Source organism: Janthinobacterium sp. BCJ23, assembly GCF_059617945.1.
Window position 1 is genome coordinate 243,168 of record NZ_JCAQAW010000006.1, and the last position, 23,763, is coordinate 266,930.

Below are 23,763 nucleotides of genomic sequence, written 5' to 3' on the forward strand. Positions count from 1 at the left end.
TGCAAAGGGTTTTATGGATAAGTGGCTCGAGATGTTAGTTACGGAATACCTGAAAGGGAATTGGGCAGTTGTCATTGGTATTATTTTTGCCATCATCATATGGAAGTACAAAGCTATTGAGGATTTTCATGACAGAATAGTCACTGGAAAGGTGAAGTTTATCAAGGATTCTTTGTTGTATGCGGAAACCGATGTAGGCAATAAGGAGTTTCTAAAAGAGCAAATCAATCATCATATTTTTTTGAAAGTTGCAAAAATTTCTGCCGATGCGCAGTATCGTGCAGTTATAAAAAATCTTGTTACAATTTTCGATGGAGATATTAGTTATAGTTCGATCGCAAAAACGTCCAAATATTTGGAAATGAAAAACGGGAAAATATTTGTAAAAATTACCGGGTCAGCCAAATTTGATAACGTGTTTAATTACTTCATGTTTTCATTGATGCTGCTTTTCTTCATTGCGATAATGTCGGCGGTTTTAAATGGGGTTCCACTGAATTTTCAGCAGGCGATGTTTATCGTCGTTGTTGAAATTGTAATTTTTTCTTTTGCTGTATTTTTGTTTTTTGAAACTATTCCAATTGAAATTGCTAGGAGGATCGCTCCGACGTTGATTCGACTTCAACCATAGACTTCAGAAGTCAGAGTTGATCATTGGTGACGGGCGAACTGATTGGCATCTGTTTTTTTAGTTGGCTGTGCTGCCACCACCACGTCCATACAGCCTGCACTCCGCCGCCAGCGCCAGCAAATTCGGGTCGCGCTCGCGGCTGCTCAGCATCAGCAGGGTGATTTGCTGGTGCGAGCCGTAGCGCGCGTCCAGCGGCAGCAGTTCGATGCGCGAGCTGAAGGCGCGCACGCGGCCCGGCAGCAGGCTGTAGCCGATGCCGCCGCTGACGAGGTTGATCAGCGAGAAGATGTCGCCCACGCGCATGGTCGTGTCGGGCACGAATCCCGCCAGGTCGAACGCGTGGTTGAAGCTTTGCGAGGTGACGAAACCTTCGTTCAGGGTGACGAATTTGTCGTTGCGCAGCTGCTGCAAGTCCACCGAGGCGGCGCCCGCATAGGGTGAACCGAGCGGGGCGGCCAGGTAGACGTCGTCCTGGAACAGGGGCACGGCGACCAATCCCGGGTGCTGTTCTTCCTCCTGCACGCCGACGATGATGGCATCCAGGCGTCCATCGGCCAGGCTTTGCAGCAGTTCGCGGTTCGAGCCCAGGGTCAGGTCGATGTCGAGACCGGGCCGGCGCAGCTTCAGGGCGATCACCAGCTGCGGGATGCAGTGCAGGGTCAATGAATACAGCGAACCGATCTTCAGGCGCACGGGGTTGATGCCCGACATTTCGCGCACCTTGCGCACGCCTTCCTCGCACTCGGCCAGCGCGCGCCGCGCCGATTCGGCAAAGGTGTAGGCCGCATGCAGCGGTATCAGGCTGCGGCCCTCGCGCTTGAACAGGGGACAGCGCAAGCCGTCTTCCAGCGAGTGCAGGGCGCGGTGCACGCTGACCGTGCTCTGGCCCAGCGCGTCGGCCACCCGCGCCAGGTTGTTCAATTCCATAAAGCTGAGAAAAACCTCGAGCTTTTTCAGCGTGATTTCTTCGTTGATGGCCATGATCACCGTGATTATCGTGAGTTCATTAACTTCAGGGTAATGAACATGGTAGCAGGTTGATTGTCGTGCCTCCGTTTTCACTCTATCGTCAGGGTTCGATAGCTTAATTCGGAGGCAAGATGTCAACCGCCACAGCAGCGCCAGCGCAGCGGCAAAAACAATGGGACACGCGTCGCACCGAGAAGCGCCGCCGCCTGGACGCCGTGCGCCATTACGCGAGCGGCCCCGTGCTGCAACAGGGCGACATGGTCGCCGTGCTCGAAGCCTTACTGGCGCCGGGCGACCGCGTCGTCCTCGAAGGCAATAACCAGAAGCAGGCCGACTTCCTCGCCCGCATGCTGACCCAGGTCAACCCCGACAAGATCCACCATCTGCACCTGATCATGCCCAGCGTCAGCCTGCCCGAGCACCTCGACCTGTTCGAACGGGGTATCGCCCGCAAGCTCGATTTCTCGTTTGCCGGTACGCAAAGCCTGCGCATCGCCCAGTTCCTGCAAGATGGCTTGCTGGAAGTTGGCGCCATCCACACCTACATCGAACTGTATGCGCGCCTGTTCGTCGACCTCACGCCCAACGTCGTCATGGTGGCCGGCTACATGGCCGACCGCCAGGGCAATCTGTACACGGGCCCCAGCACGGAGGACACGCCGACCCTGGTGGAATCGGCCGCCTTCCGCGACGGCATCGTCATCGCCCAGGTCAATCAGATCGTCGACGACGTCAGCGATTTACCCAGGGTCGACGTGCCCGGCTCGTGGATCGATTTCGTCGTGCAGTCCGATAAACCGTTCTTCATCGAGCCGCTGTTTACCCGCGACCCGCGCGTGATCAAGCCCGTGCACGTGCTGATGGCCATGATGGCGATCCGCGGCGTGTATGAAAAACACCAGGTGCAGTCGCTCAATCACGGCATCGGTTTCAATACGGCCGCCATCGAGCTGATTTTGCCCACGTATGGCGAGCAGCTGGGCCTGAAAGGCAAGATCTGCCGCAACTGGGTGCTCAATCCCCATCCGACCTTGATCCCTGCCATCGAGACGGGCTGGATCGAGAGCGTGCACTGCTTCGGCGCGGAACTGGGCATGGAAGGCTATGCGGCCGCGCGGCCCGACGTGTTCTTTACGGGCCGCGACGGCTCCATGCGCTCGAACCGAGCCCTGTGCCAGCTGGCTGGCCAGTACGCGGTCGACCTGTTCATCGGCGCCACCTTGCAGATGGATGGCCTGGGCAATTCGTCGACCGTGACGAATGGCCGGCTGGCCGGCTTTGGCGGCGCGCCGAACATGGGCCACGATCCGCACGGCCGGCGCCACCCGACACCGGCCTGGCTGGACCTGATCGAGACCGATGATCCGCTCGCGCGCGGCAAGAAGCTGGTGGTGCAGATGGTCGAAACGTTCCAGGATGGCGGCCAGCCGACGATCGTCGAATCGCTCGATGCCGTCGCCGTGGGCCAGGCCAGCGGCATGCCGCTGGCGCCCGTGATGATCTATGGCGACGACGTCACCCACGTGCTGACGGAAGAGGGCATCGCCTACCTGTACAAGGCCGGTTCGCTCGACGAACGCAAGGCCATGCTGGCGGCTGTCGCCGGCGTGACGCCCATCGGCCTGCGCCACGACCCGAAGACGACGGCCAAATTGCGCGCCGACGGCCTGATCGCGCTGCCCGAGGATATCGGCGTGCAGCGCGGCGCCGCGAACCGCTCGCTGCTGGCCGCGAAAAGCATCGCCGACCTGGTCGAATGGTCGGACGGCCTGTATCAACCACCCGCCAAATTCAGGAGCTGGTAATGATTGCAATGAGCACAATGATGATAAGGCCAGTGCAGATACGTTCTGCCGCGCTGGGACGGCAAGTGCTGCAGGCGCTGCTCGATGAAGTGACCTTGACGCCGAAACCGGGCCTGGTCGACTTGCGCAGCCGTGGCGCGCACACGGACTTGAACTGGGCCCTGATGTGCCATTCGGCCTACGTGCTGGAGCCCGTGTTTGCCGCCATGGCCGACGCTGGCGCGCGGAGTGAAGACGACGACCTGCTGCGCCAGCGCATCGGCGCCATCGGCCGCGATGGCGAAGCGCTGATGCTGGCAGCCACGGGCGGCGTGAACACGCACCGTGGCGCCATCTGGGCACTGGGCCTCTTGGTGACGGCGGCGGCGCAGCAGGGCGCGCGCGGCGCATCGCTGGTACCAACAGCCGTGGCGGCGCGGGCCGGCGCGCTGGCCCGTTTGCACGACCGCGGCGCGCCTGGCGCCACTGGCAACAAGGGCGAGCTGGCGTGTCGCCAGTATCAGGTCGATGGCGCGCGTGGCCAGGCCCGCGCCGGCTTTCCCCTGGTGACAGGTGCCGGATTGCCTGCCTTGCACGCTTCGCGGGCGCGCGGCGACAACGAAACGACGGCGCGCCTGAACGCTTTGCTGGCGATAGTCAGCCAGCTCGATGACACCTGCGTGCTGTCGCGCGGCGGCGAGACGGCCTTGCTGGCGTTGCAGGCTGGGGCGGCGCAGGTACTCGCTGCGGGAGGTGCGGCCACGGCCGCCGGTTCGCAGGCGCTATTGGCTCTGGAAGCCGTGGCGCTGGCACGCGGCGTGTCGCCGGGCGGCGCGGCCGATCTGCTGGCGGCCACCTTGTTCCTCGACCGATTGACGCAAGGAGAAGCGCATGGAAACGCGTGACTATACATTCCCGGCCGGGCAGCCGGCGGCGGGGCGCGCGCTGGCCGGCGTCGTCGGCTCGGGCGACCTGGAAGTGCTGCTGCAGCCAGGCAGCGATGGCGTGACCCGCATCGTCGTCAACACCTCGGTCGATGGCAAGGGCGCCGTGTGGGATGCGCTGTTGCAGCGCGTATTCGGCGGCGAGCCGCTGCCGGCGGCGCGCATCGTCATCAACGATTGCGGCGCCACACCGGGCGTGGTGCGCATGCGCATCGAACAAGCGTACGAAGAATTGCAAGCGGGGAGGGCGGCATGAGCACATTGCAGCAATTACTTGAGCGTGACAGCTTCATCGAACGAGGCGCGCGCAGCCGGGCCAAGGCCTTGCTGGATGCGGGCAGCATGCGCGAACTGCTCGACCCGTTCTGTGGCATCGCTTCACCGTGGCTGCCCAAACAGGGCGTGACGGCCCAGGCGGACGATGGCGTGGTGGTGGCCAAGGGCCTGTTCGGCGGCCAGCCGGCCGTGGTGCTGGCCATCGAGGGCGCCTACCAGGGGGGCAGCATGGGCGAGGTGGGTGGCGCGAAGATCGCCGGCGCGCTGGAACTGGCGGCGCGCGACAACCGCAAGGGCATACCGACGCGCGCCGTGATCCTGTTCGAGACGGGCGGCGTGCGCCTGCAGGAAGCCAACCTGGGCCTGGCGGCCATTGCCGACATCCATGCGGCCATCGTCGACCTGCGCCGCTACCAGCCAGTGATCGGGATTACGGCCGGCACGGTGGGCTGCTACGGCGGCATGTCGATCGCGGCGGGCTTGTGCAGCTACCTTGTCGTCACGCGCGAGGCGCGCCTGGGTCTCAACGGTCCGGCCGTGATCGAGCAGGAGGCGGGCGTGGACGAATTCGACTCGCGCAACAAACCGTTCATCTGGAGCCTGACGGGCGGCGAACAGCGCTTCCACAGCGGCCTGGCCGACGCCTACGTGGAAGACGACACGGCGCAGATGCGCGCCACGGTAGCCGAATTGTTCGCGCGCGGCGTGCCAGCACAGCACCGCAGCAGCCAGGCCGACGATTTTCTCGCCCGCCTGGCGCAAGTGGACGCCGGCCCGCAAGCCACGCCGCAAGCCGTGCGCACCATCTACAGCAAAGGAGCAGTAGCATGAACGCCATCACCGATACGAGCCGGGGCGCCGTCTGGCTCGCGGCCCTGACGCAGCATGCCGCGCCGTTGCCTGATTACCCGCCTGCCGTGCGCGTGGTCGACGCGCCGCTGGCGGGCGAGCCGGCACGCTACCTTGCCGTGCTGCCCGACCCGGACAACCGTTTTACGCGCGCACGCACGGGCGAAGTCGGCCTGGTCGAGGCGTGGCAACTGGCGCGCGCCGTGCGGCAGGCGGTGGTCGAGGACCAAGCGCTGGCCGTGAAACGGCCCATCGTCGCCGTCATCGACGTGGCCAGCCAGGCGTATGGCCGGCGCGAAGAAGCGTACGGCATCCACCAGGCGCTGGCCGGCGCGGCGGGCGCTTACGCCGAGGCGCGCCTGGCCGGCCATCCTGTGATCGGCCTGATCGTCGGCAAGGCCATGTCGGGCGCCTTCCTCGCCCACGGCTACCAGGCCAACCGCCTGATCGCGCTCGACGATCCGCAAGTGATGGTGCATGCGATGGGCAAGGCCTCGGCCGCGCGCATCACCCTGCGCACCGTGGAAGCGCTCGAAGCGCTGGCCGCGACCATCGCGCCGATGGCCTACGACATTGGCAACTACGCCACCCTGGGACTGCTGTGGCAAACCTTGCAGGTGGCGCAGCCCGACGATCCCTCGGCGCAGGACACGGCCGCCGTCGAGGCCTGCCTGCAGGCTGCCCTGGCCGACATCCGCGCCGACCCGCTGCCGGACCTGTCCAGCCGCCTGGGCGCGCCGCACCGCCAGGCGTCGGCAAAAGTCAGGGAGGTGCTGGCGCAGCAGTGGTAGGTGAAACAACAGAGAAGACTTCAAGTCATTCCATTCCTATAACGGAGACAAATCATGATCATTTACGGAACCGCACTGCTGGCGTTATGCCACTTGCTCGGCATCTTCCTGGGCGACCTGCTCGGGCAGCTGATGGGCGTCAAGACCAACGTGGGTGGCGTGGGCATCGCCATGCTGCTGCTGATCTGCGCCCGTCTCTACATGCAGCGGCGCGGCTGGCTGCCGCAGATGACGGAGCGGGGCGTCGAATACTGGGGCGCCATGTATATTCCCGTGGTGGTGGCGATGGCTGCACAGCAGGACGTGGTGGCGGCCCTGCGCGGCGGGCCGGTGGCCGTGCTGGCCGCCATCGGTTCCGTCATCGTTTGCGGCGCAGTGATCTCGCTGATTAATCGAATGGAAAGCCCGGCCGCCGTCGAAGCCGACTCGATGCTGATCAAGGAGCACCGTCATGCTTGAGATATTTGAAAAAGCCGCCATCCACAATGGCCTGGTGACGGCGTTCGCCTTTGTCGGCCTGATCATGCTGCTGTCGGTGGCGCTGTCGAAGTATCTGACCTTGGGCCGCGTGCATGGCTCGGCCATCGCCATCGTCATCGGCCTGGGCCTCGCTTACTGGGGCGGCGTGCATAGCGGCGGCCACAAGGGACTGGCCGATCTGTCGCTGTTCGGCGGCATCGGCCTGATGGGCGGCGCCATGCTGCGCGACTTTGCCATCGTCGCCACGGCCTTCGAAGTGCAGGCGACGGAAGCGCGCAAGGCTGGCCTGATCGGCGTCGTGGCGCTGATGCTGGGCGTGGTGCTGCCGTTCCTCGTCGGCGCGGGCGTTGCGTACGCGTTTGGCTATTCGGACGCCGTCAGCATGACCACCATCGGCGCCGGCGCCGTCACCTACATCGTCGGCCCCGTCACGGGTGCGGCCATCGGCGCCAGTTCCGACGTCATGGCGCTCAGTATCGCGGCGGGTCTCATCAAGGCCATCCTGGTGATGGTGGGCACGCCCGCTGCGGCGCGTTTCCTGCGACTGAAAACGCCGCGTTCGGCCATGGTCTTCGGCGGCCTGGCCGGCACCGTCAGCGGCGTCTCGGCGGGCCTTGCCGCCACCGACCGCAAGCTGGTGCCGTATGGCGCGCTGGTGGCCACGTTTCATACGGGCCTGGGCTGTTTGCTGGGTCCATCGTTGCTGTTCTTTGCCGTCAAGGCGGTGGTGGCCTGATGGAAGCCTGGCGCGCGCATGATCTGTTGTGGCTGGACGGCTTGCCGGACGGCGCATCCTTGCCCGCCTGGGCCGACTCTGCCTGGCTGCAGGCGGCGCCCTTGGTGGTGCGGCGCGCCAGCACGGCCCCTGGGCGCATCCCCGTGGGTATGCGCGGCATGCTGCGCAGCGAGCGGCATGCGTGCGAAGTGGACGCCGCCGCCGTCGTGCGCCGCGTCACGCCGGAAATGCTGGCGCATGCGCCAGTGCCGGATTTTTCCTGCGCCGCGCTCGACGCGCTGCGACAAGTTGCGCCGCTGCTCGGCGCCACGGGCTGGCCTTGGGGGCCGACGGGCGGCGTCGGTTTCTCGCTGGCCAGCGGCTTGCCCGTGCTGCGCGCCGACAGCGACCTCGATCTGGTGCTGCGCATCGCCGCGCCGCCGGACCTCACCCAGGCCGACGCCCTGCGCGCCATCGCGGCCACTGTCACGGCGTGCCGGCTGGACCTGCAGATCGACACGGGCCGTGGCGGCTTTGCGTATGCCGAGTGGGCGGCGGGGCGGGGCCGGGTCTTGTTGAAAACGGATCATGGTCCCGTGCTGACGGCCACGCCATGGGAGCTGGCATGAGCGTCTTGTTTACCTTTCCCGGCCAGGGTGCCCAGACTCCGGGCATGCTGCATGCGTTGCCCGGCGATCCTGCCGTGGCGGCGGCCCTGGCCGAAGCGGCTGAAGTGCTGGGCCACGATCCGTTGGCGCTGGACACGGCTGCCGCGCTGGCGTCGACGCGGGCCGTGCAACTGTGTTTGCTGATCGCGGGTGTGGCGATGGCGCGTTCGCTGGCGGCACGCGGCGCGCTGCCCGACATGGTGGCCGGCTTTTCCATCGGCGAATATGCGGCGGCCGTCGTCGCCGGCGCGCTCGATTATGCGGATGCCGTGCGCCTGGTGGCGCGGCGCGGCGAGTTGATGGAGCACGCGTACCCGGCCGGCTACGGCATGGCGGCCATCATCGGCCTGGACCTGGCGCAGCTGGAACCCTTGCTGGCCCCGGTGCACAGCGCAGCAACGCCCGTGTATGTCGCCAACCTGAACGCGTCGCGCCAGATCGCCATTGCCGGCAGCGAGCCTGGCTTGCACGCCGTGATGGCGCTGGCCCTCGCGCACGGCGCCAGCAAGGCCAAGCGTCTGGCCGTCAGCGTGCCGTCGCACTGTCCGTTGATGGAGGCTGCCGCAGGCGACATGGCCGCCGCCTTCGATGGCGTAGTCGTGCGCCGGCCGTCGCTCGTCTACCTGAGCAGCAGCGCGGCGCGCGCTCTGTTCGACCCGGCCCGCATCCGGGACAGCCTGGCTGCCAACATGGCGCAGCGCGTGCAGTGGACCGCTACCGCGCGCCTGGCGTGGGAGCGTGGCGCCAGGCTGGCGCTGGAAATGCCGCCCGGCAGCGTCCTGACGCGGCTGACGGCGCCTGATTTTACGGATGGCGTGGCCGTCTGCTGCGACGGCAACCGGGGCGACAGCCTGCTTGCGCTGGTGAGGCGGGAGCGGGACGGCGCCGCGTCTTAGAGCCTGGCGCTCAGTCCAATCTGGAAGCCACGGCCCGGCAAGGGCGCGATGTATTTCAGTGGAGAGTTGTGCGGCCTGGCATCGTCATCGAGGAGGTTGGTGCCGCTGATGAATACGTCGATGCCTGCAAACGGCGAATTCGGCACTTGCAGTGCGCGGCTCACCTGGAAGTTCACCATGGTGTAGCCGTCGAGCGGCACTTCCTCGCTGACGCTCTTGCCCAGGTACTTCTGCTTGTCGTACCAGGTGCTGGAAAGCCTGGCCTTCCACCCTTTGTTTTCCCACAGCAGATTCGCGCCATAGCGGTTGGTGGGCATGTTGGGCAGGTAGGCGCCGTCGTTGTGCGCGCGCAGCTTGTCCGGATTGTCCGCCTTGTTCTTGACCAGGTCGGCAAAGGCGGAGAGGTTCAGCTTGCCGTAGCCGCCAAGCTCAATGAGCTGCGAGGCGTCGATCTCGAATCCCTTGACCGTCGTATCGGTCTGCTTCCAATATTTTAATGGCAGGCGATTGGCCGTCTGCAGGCCCGAGTGGCCAAGATACAGAAAGTTTTCATACTTCATGACGTAGCCGGTGGCGGACAGCTGGAAGCCGCGATGGCCGAACAAGCCCGTAAGCTCGGTATTCCGTGCGCGCTCGGCTTTCAAATCCTGGTTGCCTTCTTCCTGGGTCATGATCGAATAGTGGCGGTTGCTCGCATACAACTCATTGACGTCGGGCGCTCTTTCCGACGAGGCATAGCGCACCTTCGCACCGAACAGCTGGCCCAGCTTGGCCGAGGCCCCCAGGTTATAGCTGTTCAGGCTGAATGACCTGTCCTCGAGTTTGGCGTTTTTCGCATTCCTTGACGTCTTGAATCCGCTCTTGTGGATGTCGTGCTCGACTTTTTCATGGCGAAAACCGGCGTCGAAGGTGGCCCAGCCGGCATCGAGGCTTTCCTTGACGAACAGCGCGCTGCTGGCCGTGCTCGCATCGGGAAGGTAAAGCTGCGGCCCGCTGCCGGTGATGTCGCGGGATTGAAGGCTCAGGCCAAGCACGCCGCTCAATGGCCCCGCGCGCCGGTGCGCCAGCAGGAGCTCGGCTTGATTGGTGTCGAAGCGGTAGTCATTCGCCTTCGCCGCACCGAGGCGTTCTCCCGACGTATTGTTCAGGCGCGACACGCGCAGCTGCGCGCTTTCCATGTACGCGACGGGGTCGCGCAGAGTGGCTTCCAGCGCATATTTATCCTGGCTGATCACGACGCCGACGGGCAACCCCTCGTCATGGTTGGCCCCGAAAGACTTGTTTTCCATGGAAAAGCCCGGCACGCCATAGTCGCTATTCTTGGTGTCGAGGCTGACGGCCACGTAACCGCGATCGAAAAAATAGGTGCTGCCGACGGCAAAGTGGGAATTGCTGGCATGGCTGTTGCCCAAGGTGCCGTGGTAATCGGGTGTCACGTCCTTGTTGATCTTGTTCTGCACCGTCTTTGGCGTACCCGGCACATAAGCGGGGTTGGCCGGATTGACGTAGGTCTTGCGCTGCCAGACGGACGTCGGCTGATTCGTATAGAAGGAAAAATCGCCGTCCGCCCAGTCCGGATTTTCCTTCATGAACTGGTCGATAAACGGTTGCGAAGCCTTGTTGTAGACTTGCTGGATCCTCGCTTCTTTCTGGCAACTGTCGGCCAGAAAGCTATTCACGCCGCCCCTCGAAGGGAACAGCTGGCTGTTGCACACGCCGGCCTTGCTGTTGCCAGGAATATCGTAATGCCCGATTTTCTGGAAGGACATCTGCAAATTCGTCGAGAAATGTTTGCCATCATTGAAATTCATGCGCAAGCCTTGCGCGTCGGCATCGTTGAATCCCTTGCGCAGCACCAGCTCCAGGTCTTTCTCCTTGCTCTCCATCTTCCTGGAAATGAGGCCGGAATCGACGTCCACGCTGCCGCCGATCGCATTGCCGCCGAAACGTACGCTGTCGGACGATTTGTTCACGCTCACGCTGCGCGCAAACAGCGGGTCGAACGGGATGTTGATGTCGCCGCTGAGCGCATTCATGCCGAGGATGGATTGGCCATCTTCCAGGATTTGCACGCGGCTGCCACTGAGGCTGCGAATCACGGGGGCGCCGGCATTCGGGCCGAAGGCGCTGCTTTGCACGCCGGAGACATGCTCGAGCATGCCGCCCAAAGTCCTGTTCTGGGCTTGCGTATTCTCGACGATGACGACGCTGTCGATGCTGGAAGGCCTGTCCGCGCGGACTTTGATGGTTTGCAGGGTGACGTCGTCCGCCGCGTAAGCGAGCGGGGCAGTGGACAGCATGGCGGCTGCGAATACATGATGGCGCATAGGACTCTCTAATAGGCGTATGGGATGCTGGCGCTGGACGCAGGCGCAGCGCAAAGTGGTAAATGCAATTGAGTTGCAATAATAGCTGGCGCGTCATGCTATTGCAAGTAAACTGCATTAGTCACACGGGAAGAGTAGCGCGTACAGCCGGCATGTGCCGGCTACCGTGTAGCAAAGTGCGGAGGTGGGATGGCCGCTATTATTAGTTGCGCGTTGCGCGTGTGCGGCGCAGACCGAATGCCTCCGCCTGCGCCCTCGTGGAGCCGTTACTTCAGGTGGATTGCTGGGGCTTTTTCGCTTGCAGGCGGCGCGAACGACGTTTTCTTTCCCAGATGACGATGCCCGTCACCGACAGCATGGCCACCATCACGCCCATGAAGGACATCATGATGCGTCCCGGCAGGCCGAGGATGCGGCCCGAGTGCAGGGGGAATTGCAATTGCACGAAGACGTCGGCGGCCGTGCCTTCCCATGGCTTGTGCTGGCCGATGATGCTGCCGTCCATGCCGTCGACGTACAGGTTCGACAAGCCCATGCCGGCCGCGCCGAACTCGTCTGCCGGGTCGAAGAACGAGACGTTGTAGAACGAGTAATTGCCGCCGTAATAAATGCCGCCGATGGGTGACGTGATGCCGCGCTGCACGGCCTGCTTTTTGGCGATGGCGACGGCTTGCTCGAAACCGATCGCGGGCGTGATATACGTGCCGTATGGCGCCGGCGTCTGCGTTTCGTACGGGCCCGGCGTGGTGGTCGAGACGAGCGACATGACGGGATAGAACACTTCACGGTACAGGTTCAGCGAGAATGACGTGAACGCGACGACGATGATGATGATCCACACCCACAGGCCGCCCGCGCGGTGCAGATCGAAATTGAGCTTGTAGCCGCCGGCCGCCCAGCGCACCACCCATGACGGTTTCCAGCGCTGCCACCAGTTGGCGGCGTCGCGGTGGCGCGGCGCTTCATCCTGCGCGCGTGGGCGCAAACGGCGCGGCGTGGTCAGATAAAACGCCACCATGCTGTCGAGCAGCCAGATCAGGGCCACCGTCCCCATCAGCCAGTAGCCCCAGCGGTCCGTGCCCCAGAAGGCGGGCACGTGCAGGCTGTAGTGCAGATGGCGCAAGAATGGCATCAGGCTGCGGCGCGACAGGGAAATGGCCGTCGAATCGCGCGTGCCCGTGATCTGCGCCGTGACGGGATCGATGTAGACGGTATTGTAGTCGAGCACGAACGGCTTGTTCGTGGCCGGGTCGGTGAGCGGACGCACCATGAAGGCGGCCGCATGGCCTTCTTCCAGGCCCAGGGTCATGTAATTGACTTCCACGCGCGGGTCGGCGGCGGCCACTTTTTGCGCCAGCACGAACGGCGGCTGAAGGGGACCGCGGCCCGGCGTTTCCATGATGTCGGCGTTGAGCCATTCGTCCAGTTCGTGGTCCCACGACGTGACGGCGCCCGTGAGGCCCGCGACGATGAGGAAGAGGGCGATGGTGAGACCGGCCCAGCGGTGTATGACAGTCCAGAAAGCGCGCATGCGGTACAAACCTTCAACATAAAACCGGCTTGTTGCCGCCAGCGGGCGCCACCGGGGCGCACAGGGAAAAGCCAAGTATGGGCCTAGTACAGGCCTGTTATTTTGATAATGGGAATCGTTCTCATTATCCGCCGTGGCATGGCGTTTGTCCAGCGCCAATGGTGTTGCCTCGAGTCAAATGGCGCATGCTAAGATGCTAGCAAGAAGTTAATTTACATTCCACATGGAAATATTCAAGGTTGAAGCGGCATGCGTATAGAAGATCGGAACAATGTCCGCGTGAACGAACGCAACGATGCACCGCTGGCGGGCGCGGCAGCCACCATGGTGTTCATGCATGGTTTTGGCTGCGATCAAACCATGTGGCGCTATCTGGAGCCGCTGTTTCGTCCGCACTACCGCACCGTGCTGTTCGATCTGGTCGGCAGTGGCGCTTCCGACCAGGGCGCCTATGATTTCGATCGCTATGCGCGGCTCGACGCGCATGGCGCCGATTTGCGCCAGGTCATCCATGCCGTTGGCGGCGGTCCCTTGATTTGCGTCGGCCATTCCGTCAGCGCCATGAGCGCCTTGCTGGCCACGATTGCCGAGCCGGAGTTGTTCGCCGCGCAAGTCATGCTGGCGCCATCGCCGTGCTATGTCGACGATGCGGCGGCCGGCTACCGGGGCGGCTTCAGCCGTGCCGATATCGACGACTTGCTGGATGCCATGGACAGCAATTACCTGGGCTGGTCCGCCGGCATGGCGCCTGCCATCATGGGCGCGCCCGGGCAGCCGGCGCTGGGAGACGATCTTGTGAACAGTTTTTGCCGCACAGACCCGGCCATCGCCCGGCATTTCGCGCAAACCACGTTTTTGTCCGACCACCGCGCCATCTTGCCGCACAACAGCACGCCGGCCCTGATCGTGCAATGCAGCGACGACTTCATCGCGCCACCGTCCGTGGGCGAGTACTTGCGCGAGATGCTGCCGCGCAGCAGCCTGCACGTGGTCGAGAATGTCGGTCATTGCCCGCACATGAGCGTGCCCGATGCCAGCTACCGCGCCATCCGCCAATTTCTCGACGGCCTGCACCTGTAATGCGCGACACGATGCCTTCCTTGCCTGATACCAGTACCTTGTTCCAGCACGCCGCTTGCGGCTTGCTGCTATGCACGGCTGACGGCACCATTGTGCAGGCGAACGCCACCTTTTGCGGCTGGCTCGGCTATGGCTCTGCGGAATTGCTCGGCAAAAAGAAACTGCAGGACTTGCTGACCATCGGCGGGCGCGTGTTCCACCAGACGCACTGGCTGCCGCTGATGCAGGTGCAGGGCAGCGTGTCGGAAATTCTGCTCGACATGCGCCAGCGCCAGGGGCAATCCATACCGATGCTGTTCAACGCCGTGCGCCGCGTGCACGAGGGCGTGCGTTATGACGAGATCGCCGTCTTTGTTGCCAGCGACCGGCGCAAATACGAGCAGCAGCTGCAGCTGGCGCGCAAGGAGGCGGGCGAGCTCAACGAGCGGCTGGCGGCCGCCGACCGGCGCAAGGACGAGTTCCTGGCCACCCTGGCGCACGAGTTGCGCAACCCGCTGGCGCCCATGCGCAATGTGCTGGAAGTGCTGCGCCTGGCGCAGCTGGACGATCCGCAGCTGCGCTGGGCGCGAGACGTGCTGGGCCGGCAAGTGGGCCACATGACGCACCTGGTCGACGATTTGATGGAAGTGTCGCGCATCACGCAGGGGCGTCTGGAATTGCGCCGCGCCAGCGTGGAGCTGGCCCCCGTGGTCGAAGCGGCCCTGCACAGCGTGGCGGAGCTGGCCGCGCAATCGGGCCACGCGGTGCACGTGGAGCAATGGCCGCAAGCCATCTGGCTCGACGCCGACGCCACGCGCCTGGGGCAGATGATTGCCAACCTGCTGACCAACGCCGTCAAGTACACGCCCGCCAACGGCATCATCGGGCTGGAAGTGGCGTGCACGGAAAACGACGTGCACATTACCGTGCGCGATTCGGGCATCGGCATCGCGCCCGAGCACCTGGACACGGTGTTCGACATGTTTTCGCAGCTGGAACCGGCCCTGTCGCGGGCACAGGGCGGCCTGGGCATCGGCCTGTCGCTGGTGCGCGGCCTGGCTGAATTGCATGGCGGTAGCATCAGCGCGCACAGCGATGGCGTGGGGCTGGGCAGCACCTTCATATTGCGCCTGCCGCTGCCCGCCGTGCCGCTGCAAGCGCCGCCCGAGCCCAACCGCCGCTTACTGGCCGGCACGCGCGAGGGCAAGGTGCTGGTCATCGACGACAGCGCCGACGCGGCCGAAAGCCTGGCGCTGGCGCTCGACATCCTCGGCTATGAAGTGCGCACGGCCTACGATGGCCCTGCAGGCATGGCTACGGCGAAAAGTTTCATGCCACGCGTGATCCTGCTCGACATCGGCTTGCCGGACATGAATGGCTACGACGTGGCGCGGCTGTTGCGTAGTGAACCCTGCGGCAAGGACGCCATCCTCGTGGCCGTCACGGGCTGGGGCCAGGACAAGGACCGCCAGATGGCATCCGATGCGGGCTTCGATCTGCACCTGACCAAGCCCGTGGATTTTTATGAGCTTGATGCGGTGCTGCAAAAGATGCTGCAGGCGGAGTGAGGAGGGCATCAGCAAAATGAAAGACATGGAACAACTGACAGAATTGGAGCTCGCCGTTTTCCAGCTGCGCATGGGTTTTGCCCTGGCGGACCGCTGCGTGGACTGGGCCGTGGAGCGTTTGCGCCTGGATCAGGAAGGCGACGACCTCGAGGTCGTGCTGCTGGCCAGCGCCCGGGGTGTTGACGAGGTACTGCCGCTGGCCGAGGTGATTATCGAGCGCTACCGGGGCACGCAACGGCTCGATCAGCAATTCCTGGCTGGTAAATACATCGTCGAGTTGCGCGCCGCCTATCTGGCAGGGCGGGAAAGCGTGGCTTCGCTCGATGCCATCTTTACCCGCTTGTACCCGGCGCTAGCTTATCCCGACTGGCTGGTCATGCTGAGCCGCAATTGCGAGTATGCGACGGACGTGGCCGATTTCGAGCAGCCGTTCGAGGATGAATTCCGCTATATCGCCAGCCTGTGGGCGCAGGCGGAAAGCCTGGCCGCGTTTGAGAGCGAATATAGTCGACAGACCTCCAATGGCCATGACATCAGGTAGATGCGGAGGATAGACGGCAAGGTGCCGCGCCATCTGGATGGCGGCAGCGCTGCGTGCTTCTCTGCCATCGTCTGGATACGCGTGACATACAATGTACGAAACTCTTTTTTGCCAGGATAGACGTGCAGCATAAAACGATAGGCTTGATCGGCGGCATCGGCTGGGCTTCCACCCTGGAATACTACCGCTTGCTCAATGAAATGCTGGTGGCGCGCCTCGGTCCCGCGCATAGCGCGCGCATCATACTGGTCAGCATCGACCAGGCCGATTTCGTCGCGCACGCGGCGCAAGCCGATTCCCACGCCATCGAGCAATTCCTCGTCAAGGAAGGGCGGCGCCTGCAAGGCATGGGCGCGGATTTCTTCCTGCTATGCGCGAATGGCGTGCACCGCTTCGCGCCGGCCGTCGTGCCGCGGATCGGCTTGCCTTTCATCAGCATCGTCGAGGAAACGGCGAAGCGGGTGCAGCAGTCGGGCTTGCGCAAGGTCGGCTTGCTGGGTGTCAAGCAGACCATGGCGGGCCGCTTTTATCACGACGCGCTGGAGCGCTTTGGCATCGCCACAGTGACACCCGATGCGGCCGACCAGGAAGTCGTCCACGACATTATCTACACGGAACTGGTACAGAATATTGTTACCGATGGCAGTCGGAAAATTTTTCTCGGCATCATCGAGAAACTGCGGCTGCAAGGCGTGCAGGGCGTGATTCTGGGTTGCACGGAGATTCCATTGCTGGTCAAGCCCGCAGATATCGACTTGCCGTTATTTAATACCACGGCCATTCATTGCGAGGCGGCGGTGGCGTTTGCCATCGAGGACTAGACGAGCGGGCAGTGAGCGGCCGCCTGAACCTGCCGCCGCTCACTGAACGACTCAAGCCGGCTGCGCACCACCCACATTGCGGCTGCGGTTTTCCACCAGCACGGAAATACCGAGCACGACGATGCCGCCGCAGGCCAGCATGGCGCCGACCCAGCCTGTCGAACGCAGGCCCATGCCCATGGCGATGGCGATGCCGCCGGCCCAGGCACCCAGGGCGTTGGCGATATTGAAGGCGGAATGGTTGAGGGCGGCGGCCACGGTTTGCGCGTCGCCGGCCACGTCCATCAAACGCGTCTGCACGGCGGGAGCGACGGCGATGCCGGCGCCGATGGCGAACAGGTTGATGGCCGTCAGCCACACATTGCTGCTGGTATAGGTAAAGGCGGCCAGGGCGGCCACGTTCCACAGCAGCACGCCGAAGATGGTCCACAGGCGCGAGCGGTCGGCCAGCCAGCCGCCGATCAGATTACCCACGGTCATGCCCACACCGATAATGGCCAGCAAGATGGAGATGACGAGGGGCGACACTTTCGTGATTTCCAGCAAGGTCGGCGTGATGAACGTATAGACGGCGAACATGCCGCCAAAGCCGATCGCCACCATCAGCAGGGTCAGCCACACTTGCAGGCGGCGGAACACGCCCAGTTCGCGGCGCGGGCTCGAGTCGCCGGCGGCGACCATGGGCACGAAGATGCGCACCATCAGCATGGTCAGCAAACCCAGCGCGGCGACGAGCAAGAAGGCCGAGCGCCAGCCCAGGGTCTGGCCGATATACGTGGCCAGCGGCACGCCGAAGATATTGGCTACGGTCAAGCCCATCAGGACACGGGCGACGGCCTGTCCCCGCTTGTCCGGTTCGGCCAGCGCGGCTGCCACCAAGGCCGCCACGCCGAAATACGCGCCGTGCGGGATGCCGGCGACAAAACGCGCGACGACCAGCAAGCCATAATTGGGGGCGATGGCGCTGAGCAAGTTACCACCAGCGAACATCAGCATCAGGCAGATCAGCATCAGCCGGCGCGGCATGCGGGCCAGGAAGATCGTGATCAGGGGCGCGCCGACGACCACGCCCAGCGCATAGGCGCTGATCATGTGGCTCATCTGCGGCAAGGTCGTGCCCAGGTCGTCGGCCACCACGGGCAGGATGCTCATGGAGGCAAATTCGCCCGTACCGATGGCGAGGCCGCCGATGGCCAGGGCCAGGTCGGCATAACCAGCGCCAAAAGGCGCGGTGACGCGCGGAATCAATGGGTCTACGGAGGCGTGCATGTTCTTGTTAGTTGGGTAAAGAATGACAGGGTGGAGAGACGCGCTGTGGCCCGGCCGGAAGTGGCAATGCGCCACCAGAGTCGTCGGCTGGCCGGTATTTTCGGGCGATAGGAACTGCCCAAAGACAACATTGTAAAAGATTCGGGCAAGCTCTGCTGGGTGATGGCTGAAATATGCTGCACTGCACACAATAACGCTTGCTCTTGTTGTTAACGATAACACGGAATCTGCGCGATTCCGCCACAGGGCAGGCGAAGAAAAGCTGGCTGTGGCGGAAATGGTCTTCGCGGATTGTTACTTCGTCAATGATTGCTGCAGCGCTTCCAGGCCCGCCACGTAGATGCCGTGGAACAGCTCCGTCACTTCCTGCTCGCTCACGCCCACGGGCGTGAAGCGGCCCGACCAGCTGACCCGCGCGCCATCGCTGCCGGGAATCGCGCTCACTTGCAGGGTGGACAAATAATCGGTGGCGGGAAACGGCGCCTGCAGGATGGAATAGCTGTAGCTGCGCGCCGCATTGTCGTACGCTTCCAGCTGCTCGACGATGACGTCGCCGGCCGGATTGGCCAGATGGCGGATGCGGCCCCCATCGCTGAGGGTGCTGCTGGGAATATACGGCAGCCAGTCGGGCAGCGAGTTGAAGCCGCCAATCAGTTGCCACACTTGCGCCGGTGTGGCGGCGATGTCGATCGAGGTGGTGGTATGGGCCATGGTAATTTCCTTATGTATATATTAGAGAGTGCTGCCGGGCAGCGGCGCGAATGGCGACACCAGTTGCTCGGCGCGCATGTCTTGCCAGAAGGCGGCGGGGATGACGCTGTTCAATGCTTGCTGGTCTTCGGCCAGGCGTTGCGGACGGCTGGCGCCGGGGATCACGGCGGCCACGGCCGGGTTGGCCAGCGAGAATTGCAGGGCGGCGGCCTTCACGCTGACGCCATGGCGCGTGGCAATGGCCTTGATGCGTTCCACTTTTGCAATGATCTCGGGCGAGGCTTTCTGGTATTCGAAATGCGCGCCACCGGCCAGGATGCCCGAACTGTAGGGTCCACCGACGACGATGTCGACGTTCTGTTTCGCGGCGGCAGGCATCAATCGCTGCAGCGCCCGTTCATGGTCGAGCAGGGTGTAGCGGCCGGCCAGCAGGAAGGCGTCGGGCTGGGCTTCGGCCAGGTCCAGGGTCAGTTCCAGTGGTTCCACCTTGTTCACACCCACGCCCCAGGCCTTGATGACGCCTTCTTCGCGCAAGCGGGTCAGCACGCGGAAGGCGCCTGTGCGGGCCGTTTCAAATTGCGCCAGCCAGTTGTCGCCATGGAAATCCTGGGCGATGTCGTGTACCCAGACGATGTCGAGGTGATCCGTATCCAGGCGTTTCAAACTGTCTTCGATCGAGCGCAGGGTGGCGTCAGCCGAGTAATCGTCGACGATTTTGTTCTTGCGGCCAAATTCGAACAAGCCGCCTTTTTCGCCCAGTTCGCGGCTTGCCGGGTCTTCCAGTTCGTCGAGGATGAGGCGGCCGACCTTGGTGCTCAGTACGTATTCGTCGCGGCGGCGCTGTTTCAGGGCGGCGCCCAGGCGCAGCTCGGCCAGGCCAGCGCCGTAGAACGGGGCCGTATCGAAGTAGCGGATGCCCGATTCCCAGGCCGCGTCGACGGTCGCCTTGGCTTCCTCTTCAGGAATGTTGCGGAACATATTGCCCAGCGGCGCCGTGCCGAAACCCAGTTTGCCTGTCAGTAAGTGTTTGATACTCATGATGTTTTCCTTCAATGTGTGGATCAGTGAAGACAGAATAGCTGGACAAGTTAAGCCTGTCCAAGACATAATTGGCGCAACTTGAGTCCTGAAAGGTCTGATATGCTGGATATCCGTCAATTGCAATACTTCATCGCCGTCGCCGAGGAAGAACACGTGGGGCGGGCCGCCGAGCGCCTGCATATTTCCCAATCGCCGCTGAGCCGGCAAATCGCCCAGCTTGAAGACAGGCTGGGCCTGACCCTGTTCGAGCGCAGCGCGCAGCGCATCCGCCTGACGCGCGACGGCCATACTTTCCTGGCCGAAGCGCGCGCTTTTATCACGCACGGGAATCGCCTGGAAGCGCTGGCCAAGCGCCTGGGACGCGGCGACGAGGGCGGCCTGTGCATCGGCTACATCGAGAACGCCATGCATGCGGGCGTCCTGCCCGATGGCTTGCGCGCCTTGCGCGCCACGCGCCCACAGGTGCATATCGCCCTGTACAAGCTGCATTCTGCCGAGCAGATCGAGGGCTTGCGCCAGCGCAGCCTCGATATCGCGCTGCTGTGCGAACCGCCGCTGCCGAACGACCCGGACCTCGATTGCGCGCAAGTGCTGAGCGATCCCATGCTGCTGGCCTTGCCGGAGACGCATCCGCTGGCGCACAAGGCGGAGCTGACGCCCGAGGACCTGGCGGGCCAGGAATGGATTGCCGTGCTGCACAAGGAAAGCGTGCTGAAACACGATAACTTTATCGCCGCCTGCGCGCGCGCTGGTTTTACGCCCGATATCCGCCTGGAAGCAACGGAACCGCTGACGGCGCTGGGCCTGGTGGCGGCCGGGCTGGGCATGGCCATGATCCAGCACAGCCTGCGCCAGCACGCGCCGGCCGGCGTGATCGTGCGCGCACTGCCGTGGTTCAGCTACCGCACGCCATTGTGGCTGGCCTGGCACAAGGTCAACCTGCGTCCGCTGGTGGGGATTTTCCGCGAAACGTTGCTGGAGCAGGCCAGCGGTGTTGCCATGCCGGAGCAAAAAGACGTATAAATAAGGCAATCATCTGTGGGGAGGATTGCCATGTTCGATCTGAGTGTGCCGGTGTGGGAACTGGTGGCGCGCGCCGTCATCATCTACCTTGCCTTGCTGCTGATGGTGCGCATGACGGGCAAGCGGACTGTGGGGCAATTCACGCCGTTCGACTTGCTGGTCGTCATGCTGCTGAGCGAGGCGGTATCGAATTCCCTGTCCGGCGGCGACGAATCCGTTCCCGCCGGCCTGGTACTGGCGTTGACTTTGATCTGCCTCAACATGCTGATCGCATGGCTGAGTTCGCGCAGCCGCAAGTTCGCCGATCTGGTCGATGGCACGCCCGTGCTGCTGGGCCGCGACGGCCAGATTTTCGATGATGTCGTCAAGAAATGCCGGGTGGCCGGCGGCGATGTCGAGCAGGCGCTGCGCGAGGCCGATTGTCCGTTGGCGGACATGAAATGCGCGTTCCTCGAGGCAGATGGCAAGATCACCATTTTGCAAAAGGCGGGGTAGCGGCTTGCCCATGCTGCGTTTCCTTCCGCCGTGCGTCGCTTGCCGTCTCTGTGATTCCAGCCGCCACGGCGAGCCATGGGGGCAGGGCAGGCTTACAGCGTGGTCTGCCGGGCAGTTCGCAGCGGAGGCGGGGCCATGACAGGCGTCTTGGCCAGCTGTGCTTTCAAACTTGCAAATAGCGACCAGCAGGGGATGGCCATCTTCTGGACTTGTTGCGCCTGCGGGCCGCCGGGCAGTTTGCTCCACGGTCCCACGTTGAGGCTGCCATCCTTGATATTGATGCTGTAGAGGGCCGTATACAGGGCTGGCGTATCGGTCGCGATGTAGGCGACTTCTCCGCCATGTTGTACAGCTGTAACGGTGCGTGTCGTGATGCTGGCGAATAGGGTGCCATCCTTGCACGGCGACAGCGATTGTATTCCGATCAGCGGCGGGTAGGGAATCCTCGCCTGGGTGTACCTGTCCCGCCACGTTTTGCCCGGATGGGTATGCGTGTCGCCGATCAGCGCTTCGGGGATATGGCTGATCCATCTGGGCGATTTGATGATGCCGCGTATACAGCTGATGACCGAGGCGTGCGTGGCGCACGCCAGGCCCATCGGCCCGAAAACCCAGACATAGTAGGGATCGACATCGATACCGGTATAGCTGCCCCACGGCGCTGGCACGTAGCAGCGGGTATTTGACTGGTCGACGTAAAGCTCGCCGGAAGCGGCAAGGGCGCCGTACATGATGGAGTTGTAATGGTCCGTCCCTTGCAGGAGGGCCGGCAGCATGGCGGCCCCGTCCGGGTCATCGGGCAATGTCGCGGGTGGATGGGTGATGGCGCGGACGTTGACGACGCCGGCCTTGGTCGCCGGCTGCCAATTTCCGGCTTTCAACTCTCCGCTGTCATTCAATTGATGGAGCTTGATGGAGCCTTGCCTGCCTTCATTGCGCGCCGTGTAGACGAACGATGCGCGGCTGTCGTCGGGGGACGGCAGCGCCCAGACGTCATGGAATTTATCACCGGATACTTCTTTCATGTCCGACACTTCAATCGTGGTCGGATCCATCCAGCCGTGTTCCATGTCGCCGTTATCGGACGCGCTCCAGTGCTGGCAGAAGAAAAGGTGATAGCGCGGCTTCAGCGAGCCTGCCTCTGTCTTTGGCATCGTCAAGGCGAAGCGGCGGCCACGATTGCCGTAGCCGATCTGAAAAGGCTTCCATTCGCCGGTCCGCGTGACGTTGCCTCCCGTCGCGGCGTAGAGGTTCTTGCTCATGTTGGTGCCCAGGTGAGCGAACAGGCCCCGGTCGCGGGCGACCGGTTCGATCGCCTTCAGGCATTCCAGCATCTGGGTGTTGCCGTCGTTCCACAGCTTGGGCAGCGCCTCCATGTCCGCTTCGAGCCGTATCAAACGGTCGTAGATCGCGTCATACTCGTGCGGCGTGTTCTTGTAGTCCGGATTTCGAATCGAGGCCTGCTCCAGCTGCCGCCCCACCATTTCATGGTCGACGAGGGATTCCAGCAGTACATGGGCGAGCAGCGCATCGGCGTAGGTGCGGCAGAAAACGCCGAGGATTTCCGGCCATTTCTCCAGGTCCTGGGTTTTTTCGTCCTTCAGCCATTCGGCGGTCATCCATTTGTCGTATAAAACGGAAATAATGGTAAACGCATTATTTATTGAAATAATGCAACTATCGAGACATTTGTGGACCTTCACCCGATTCTCCACCGTGTTCAAGGGCGTCGGCAGAATTTCGGACAGATCCAGTTTGATGCGGCCTATGGTCGCCATATATTGATCAACCGCACTGCCATTGGCCTTGACTTCACGCAGTTTCTCATCCGCGTTCAACCCTTTCATTGCTTCAATGATCTGATCCTTGAGAGAAGGTTGCTTTGGCCCGAAATAGGTGAGCAGTTGACCGACAATGCTGAACAGGGCGCCGAATATCGCGCCGTACGGACCGGCGCCGGCTGACAGGCTGCCGATCAGCTGCATGCCGGCGGCGCAGATATCCATGATGGCGGCACTGCCATTGATATAGTCGCCGGACTTGAAGGCGCTCGCCGCGGACAGCACGCCCTTGACCATGTTGGGCAAGTTCTTGTTGATGGCGTCCGTGACGTCCTTTGCATATTTCTTGGCTTCCGCGCTGGCGTTCTTGTCGGCCAGGATGCGTTTTGCCCCTTCATACTCCGCCTGCATTTTCCGTGTTGCTGCCTCGAATGCCCTTGCTTGCGCGGGGTCCATGCTCGATTGCGCGTGCAAGGCCATCAATTCAATCTGTTTCTTGAGGAGGTCGAGGTCGGGATCCAAGTTGTCATCCTTTCAATGCGGGGTCGATACTAGTTGTACGAAGACAAAATATTGCATTCATACTAATCTTG

Annotated in this window: 23 protein-coding genes; 16 read left to right on the plus strand and 7 right to left on the minus strand. The window is 62.9% G+C overall.

Annotated features, from left to right (window positions below):
- The first annotated feature begins 13 nt into the window (after window positions 1-13).
- Complete coding sequence (locus AC54AG_RS19805) at window positions 14-631, plus strand: hypothetical protein (RefSeq protein WP_496631391.1); 618 nt, start codon at window positions 14-16, stop codon at window positions 629-631.
- A gap of 57 nt (window positions 632-688) precedes the next feature.
- On the opposite strand, the gene AC54AG_RS19810 is transcribed toward AC54AG_RS19805, so the two are convergent.
- Window positions 689-1,612, minus strand: a complete 924-nt coding sequence (locus AC54AG_RS19810; protein WP_496631392.1) for a LysR family transcriptional regulator — start codon at window positions 1,610-1,612, stop codon at window positions 689-691.
- Between the two features lie 119 nt (window positions 1,613-1,731).
- Between AC54AG_RS19810 and mdcA the strand changes: the two genes are divergently transcribed.
- From mdcA to mdcH, 9 genes are read left to right on the plus strand one after another with little or no spacing between them, the layout of a single operon-like run.
- Window positions 1,732-3,405, plus strand: coding sequence for a malonate decarboxylase subunit alpha (gene mdcA / locus AC54AG_RS19815; protein ID WP_496631393.1), 1,674 nt, complete (start codon window positions 1,732-1,734; stop codon window positions 3,403-3,405).
- Complete coding sequence (locus AC54AG_RS19820) at window positions 3,405-4,289, plus strand: triphosphoribosyl-dephospho-CoA synthase (protein WP_496631394.1); 885 nt, start codon at window positions 3,405-3,407, stop codon at window positions 4,287-4,289. The genes mdcA and AC54AG_RS19820 overlap by 1 nt, the downstream gene beginning before the upstream one ends.
- Window positions 4,276-4,584, plus strand: coding sequence for a malonate decarboxylase subunit delta (locus AC54AG_RS19825; protein ID WP_034751150.1), 309 nt, complete (start codon window positions 4,276-4,278; stop codon window positions 4,582-4,584). The genes AC54AG_RS19820 and AC54AG_RS19825 overlap by 14 nt, the downstream gene beginning before the upstream one ends.
- Window positions 4,581-5,435 carry a biotin-independent malonate decarboxylase subunit beta gene (locus AC54AG_RS19830; RefSeq protein WP_496631395.1) on the plus strand — a complete coding sequence of 285 codons (855 nt, stop codon included), beginning with the start codon at window positions 4,581-4,583 and terminating at the stop codon, window positions 5,433-5,435. Before AC54AG_RS19825 ends, AC54AG_RS19830 begins: the two co-directional genes overlap by 4 nt.
- A complete protein-coding gene (mdcE, locus tag AC54AG_RS19835) occupies window positions 5,432-6,244 on the plus strand; it encodes a biotin-independent malonate decarboxylase subunit gamma (protein ID WP_496631396.1) in 813 nt (270 codons plus the stop codon). Before AC54AG_RS19830 ends, mdcE begins: the two co-directional genes overlap by 4 nt.
- A gap of 54 nt (window positions 6,245-6,298) precedes the next feature.
- A complete protein-coding gene (gene madL, locus AC54AG_RS19840; protein ID WP_072453773.1) occupies window positions 6,299-6,703 on the plus strand; it encodes a malonate transporter subunit MadL in 405 nt (134 codons plus the stop codon).
- Complete coding sequence (madM, locus tag AC54AG_RS19845; protein ID WP_289947998.1) at window positions 6,696-7,460, plus strand: malonate transporter subunit MadM; 765 nt, start codon at window positions 6,696-6,698, stop codon at window positions 7,458-7,460. Before madL ends, madM begins: the two co-directional genes overlap by 8 nt.
- Window positions 7,460-8,068, plus strand: a complete 609-nt coding sequence (locus AC54AG_RS19850; RefSeq protein WP_496631397.1) for a malonate decarboxylase holo-ACP synthase — start codon at window positions 7,460-7,462, stop codon at window positions 8,066-8,068. Before madM ends, AC54AG_RS19850 begins: the two co-directional genes overlap by 1 nt.
- Window positions 8,065-9,003 (plus strand): malonate decarboxylase subunit epsilon, encoded by a 939-nt coding sequence (gene mdcH / locus AC54AG_RS19855; RefSeq protein ID WP_496631398.1) that lies wholly within the window; start codon window positions 8,065-8,067, stop codon window positions 9,001-9,003. The genes AC54AG_RS19850 and mdcH overlap by 4 nt, the downstream gene beginning before the upstream one ends.
- On the opposite strand, the gene AC54AG_RS19860 is transcribed toward mdcH, so the two are convergent.
- Both AC54AG_RS19860 and AC54AG_RS19865 read right to left on the minus strand, forming a co-directional pair.
- The gene (locus AC54AG_RS19860; protein ID WP_496631399.1) at window positions 9,000-11,303 is read right to left on the minus strand and encodes a TonB-dependent receptor; all 2,304 of its coding nucleotides are present in this window, start codon (window positions 11,301-11,303) and stop codon (window positions 9,000-9,002) included. The two genes, mdcH and AC54AG_RS19860, sit on opposite strands and share 4 nt — an antisense overlap.
- 298 nt (window positions 11,304-11,601) lie before the next feature.
- Complete coding sequence (locus tag AC54AG_RS19865; protein ID WP_496631400.1) at window positions 11,602-12,861, minus strand: PepSY-associated TM helix domain-containing protein; 1,260 nt, start codon at window positions 12,859-12,861, stop codon at window positions 11,602-11,604.
- Between the two features lie 249 nt (window positions 12,862-13,110).
- Between AC54AG_RS19865 and AC54AG_RS19870 the strand changes: the two genes are divergently transcribed.
- From AC54AG_RS19870 to AC54AG_RS19885, 4 genes are all read left to right on the plus strand, one after another.
- Window positions 13,111-13,941: an alpha/beta fold hydrolase gene (locus tag AC54AG_RS19870; RefSeq protein ID WP_496631401.1), complete on the plus strand. Its 831-nt coding sequence runs from the start codon at window positions 13,111-13,113 to the stop codon at window positions 13,939-13,941.
- An 11-nt stretch (window positions 13,942-13,952) separates the two neighbouring features.
- Window positions 13,953-15,488: a hybrid sensor histidine kinase/response regulator gene (locus AC54AG_RS19875; protein ID WP_496631402.1), complete on the plus strand. Its 1,536-nt coding sequence runs from the start codon at window positions 13,953-13,955 to the stop codon at window positions 15,486-15,488.
- Between the two features lie 25 nt (window positions 15,489-15,513).
- Window positions 15,514-16,029, plus strand: a complete 516-nt coding sequence (locus AC54AG_RS19880; RefSeq protein ID WP_496631403.1) for a hypothetical protein — start codon at window positions 15,514-15,516, stop codon at window positions 16,027-16,029.
- Between the two features lie 122 nt (window positions 16,030-16,151).
- The gene (locus AC54AG_RS19885; protein ID WP_496631404.1) at window positions 16,152-16,850 is read left to right on the plus strand and encodes an aspartate/glutamate racemase family protein; all 699 of its coding nucleotides are present in this window, start codon (window positions 16,152-16,154) and stop codon (window positions 16,848-16,850) included.
- 51 nt (window positions 16,851-16,901) lie between these two features.
- Here the strand turns inward: AC54AG_RS19885 and AC54AG_RS19890 are convergent, their stop codons facing one another.
- The 3 genes from AC54AG_RS19890 to AC54AG_RS19900 all read right to left on the minus strand — a co-directional run bounded on the left by AC54AG_RS19890 (window position 16,902) and on the right by AC54AG_RS19900 (window position 19,868).
- Complete coding sequence (locus tag AC54AG_RS19890) at window positions 16,902-18,119, minus strand: MFS transporter (protein WP_035818476.1); 1,218 nt, start codon at window positions 18,117-18,119, stop codon at window positions 16,902-16,904.
- 294 nt (window positions 18,120-18,413) lie between these two features.
- The gene (locus AC54AG_RS19895) at window positions 18,414-18,830 is read right to left on the minus strand and encodes an SRPBCC family protein (protein WP_034751123.1); all 417 of its coding nucleotides are present in this window, start codon (window positions 18,828-18,830) and stop codon (window positions 18,414-18,416) included.
- 21 nt (window positions 18,831-18,851) lie between these two features.
- Entirely contained in the window at window positions 18,852-19,868 is a 1,017-nt protein-coding gene (locus tag AC54AG_RS19900) for an aldo/keto reductase (RefSeq protein WP_496631405.1), read from the minus strand.
- 102 nt (window positions 19,869-19,970) lie between these two features.
- Between AC54AG_RS19900 and AC54AG_RS19905 the strand changes: the two genes are divergently transcribed.
- Window positions 19,971-20,894 (plus strand): LysR family transcriptional regulator, encoded by a 924-nt coding sequence (locus tag AC54AG_RS19905; RefSeq protein WP_496631406.1) that lies wholly within the window; start codon window positions 19,971-19,973, stop codon window positions 20,892-20,894.
- A 30-nt stretch (window positions 20,895-20,924) separates the two neighbouring features.
- Complete coding sequence (locus AC54AG_RS19910; RefSeq protein WP_331776757.1) at window positions 20,925-21,389, plus strand: DUF421 domain-containing protein; 465 nt, start codon at window positions 20,925-20,927, stop codon at window positions 21,387-21,389.
- A gap of 92 nt (window positions 21,390-21,481) precedes the next feature.
- Here the strand turns inward: AC54AG_RS19910 and AC54AG_RS19915 are convergent, their stop codons facing one another.
- A complete protein-coding gene (locus AC54AG_RS19915) occupies window positions 21,482-23,692 on the minus strand; it encodes a hypothetical protein (protein WP_034751109.1) in 2,211 nt (736 codons plus the stop codon).
- Window positions 23,693-23,763: the final 71 nt, after the last annotated feature.

Bases quoted from the DNA above. Each gene is read 5' to 3' on its own strand.
- AC54AG_RS19805 (WP_496631391.1), top strand. From the start codon at position 14: ATGGATAAGTGGCTCGAGATGTTAGTTACGGAATACCTGAAAGGGAAT.
- AC54AG_RS19810 (WP_496631392.1), bottom strand. From the start codon at position 1,612: ATGGCCATCAACGAAGAAATCACGCTGAAAAAGCTCGAGGTTTTTCTC.
- mdcA (WP_496631393.1), top strand. From the start codon at position 1,732: ATGTCAACCGCCACAGCAGCGCCAGCGCAGCGGCAAAAACAATGGGAC.
- AC54AG_RS19820 (WP_496631394.1), top strand. From the start codon at position 3,405: ATGATTGCAATGAGCACAATGATGATAAGGCCAGTGCAGATACGTTCT.
- AC54AG_RS19825 (WP_034751150.1), top strand. From the start codon at position 4,276: ATGGAAACGCGTGACTATACATTCCCGGCCGGGCAGCCGGCGGCGGGG.
- AC54AG_RS19830 (WP_496631395.1), top strand. From the start codon at position 4,581: ATGAGCACATTGCAGCAATTACTTGAGCGTGACAGCTTCATCGAACGA.
- mdcE (WP_496631396.1), top strand. From the start codon at position 5,432: ATGAACGCCATCACCGATACGAGCCGGGGCGCCGTCTGGCTCGCGGCC.
- madL (WP_072453773.1), top strand. From the start codon at position 6,299: ATGATCATTTACGGAACCGCACTGCTGGCGTTATGCCACTTGCTCGGC.
- madM (WP_289947998.1), top strand. From the start codon at position 6,696: ATGCTTGAGATATTTGAAAAAGCCGCCATCCACAATGGCCTGGTGACG.
- AC54AG_RS19850 (WP_496631397.1), top strand. From the start codon at position 7,460: ATGGAAGCCTGGCGCGCGCATGATCTGTTGTGGCTGGACGGCTTGCCG.
- mdcH (WP_496631398.1), top strand. From the start codon at position 8,065: ATGAGCGTCTTGTTTACCTTTCCCGGCCAGGGTGCCCAGACTCCGGGC.
- AC54AG_RS19860 (WP_496631399.1), bottom strand. From the start codon at position 11,303: ATGCTGTCCACTGCCCCGCTCGCTTACGCGGCGGACGACGTCACCCTG.
- AC54AG_RS19865 (WP_496631400.1), bottom strand. From the start codon at position 12,861: ATGCGCGCTTTCTGGACTGTCATACACCGCTGGGCCGGTCTCACCATC.
- AC54AG_RS19870 (WP_496631401.1), top strand. From the start codon at position 13,111: ATGCGTATAGAAGATCGGAACAATGTCCGCGTGAACGAACGCAACGAT.
- AC54AG_RS19875 (WP_496631402.1), top strand. From the start codon at position 13,953: ATGCCTTCCTTGCCTGATACCAGTACCTTGTTCCAGCACGCCGCTTGC.
- AC54AG_RS19880 (WP_496631403.1), top strand. From the start codon at position 15,514: ATGGAACAACTGACAGAATTGGAGCTCGCCGTTTTCCAGCTGCGCATG.
- AC54AG_RS19890 (WP_035818476.1), bottom strand. From the start codon at position 18,119: ATGCACGCCTCCGTAGACCCATTGATTCCGCGCGTCACCGCGCCTTTT.
- AC54AG_RS19895 (WP_034751123.1), bottom strand. From the start codon at position 18,830: ATGGCCCATACCACCACCTCGATCGACATCGCCGCCACACCGGCGCAA.
- AC54AG_RS19900 (WP_496631405.1), bottom strand. From the start codon at position 19,868: ATGAGTATCAAACACTTACTGACAGGCAAACTGGGTTTCGGCACGGCG.
- AC54AG_RS19905 (WP_496631406.1), top strand. From the start codon at position 19,971: ATGCTGGATATCCGTCAATTGCAATACTTCATCGCCGTCGCCGAGGAA.
- AC54AG_RS19910 (WP_331776757.1), top strand. From the start codon at position 20,925: ATGTTCGATCTGAGTGTGCCGGTGTGGGAACTGGTGGCGCGCGCCGTC.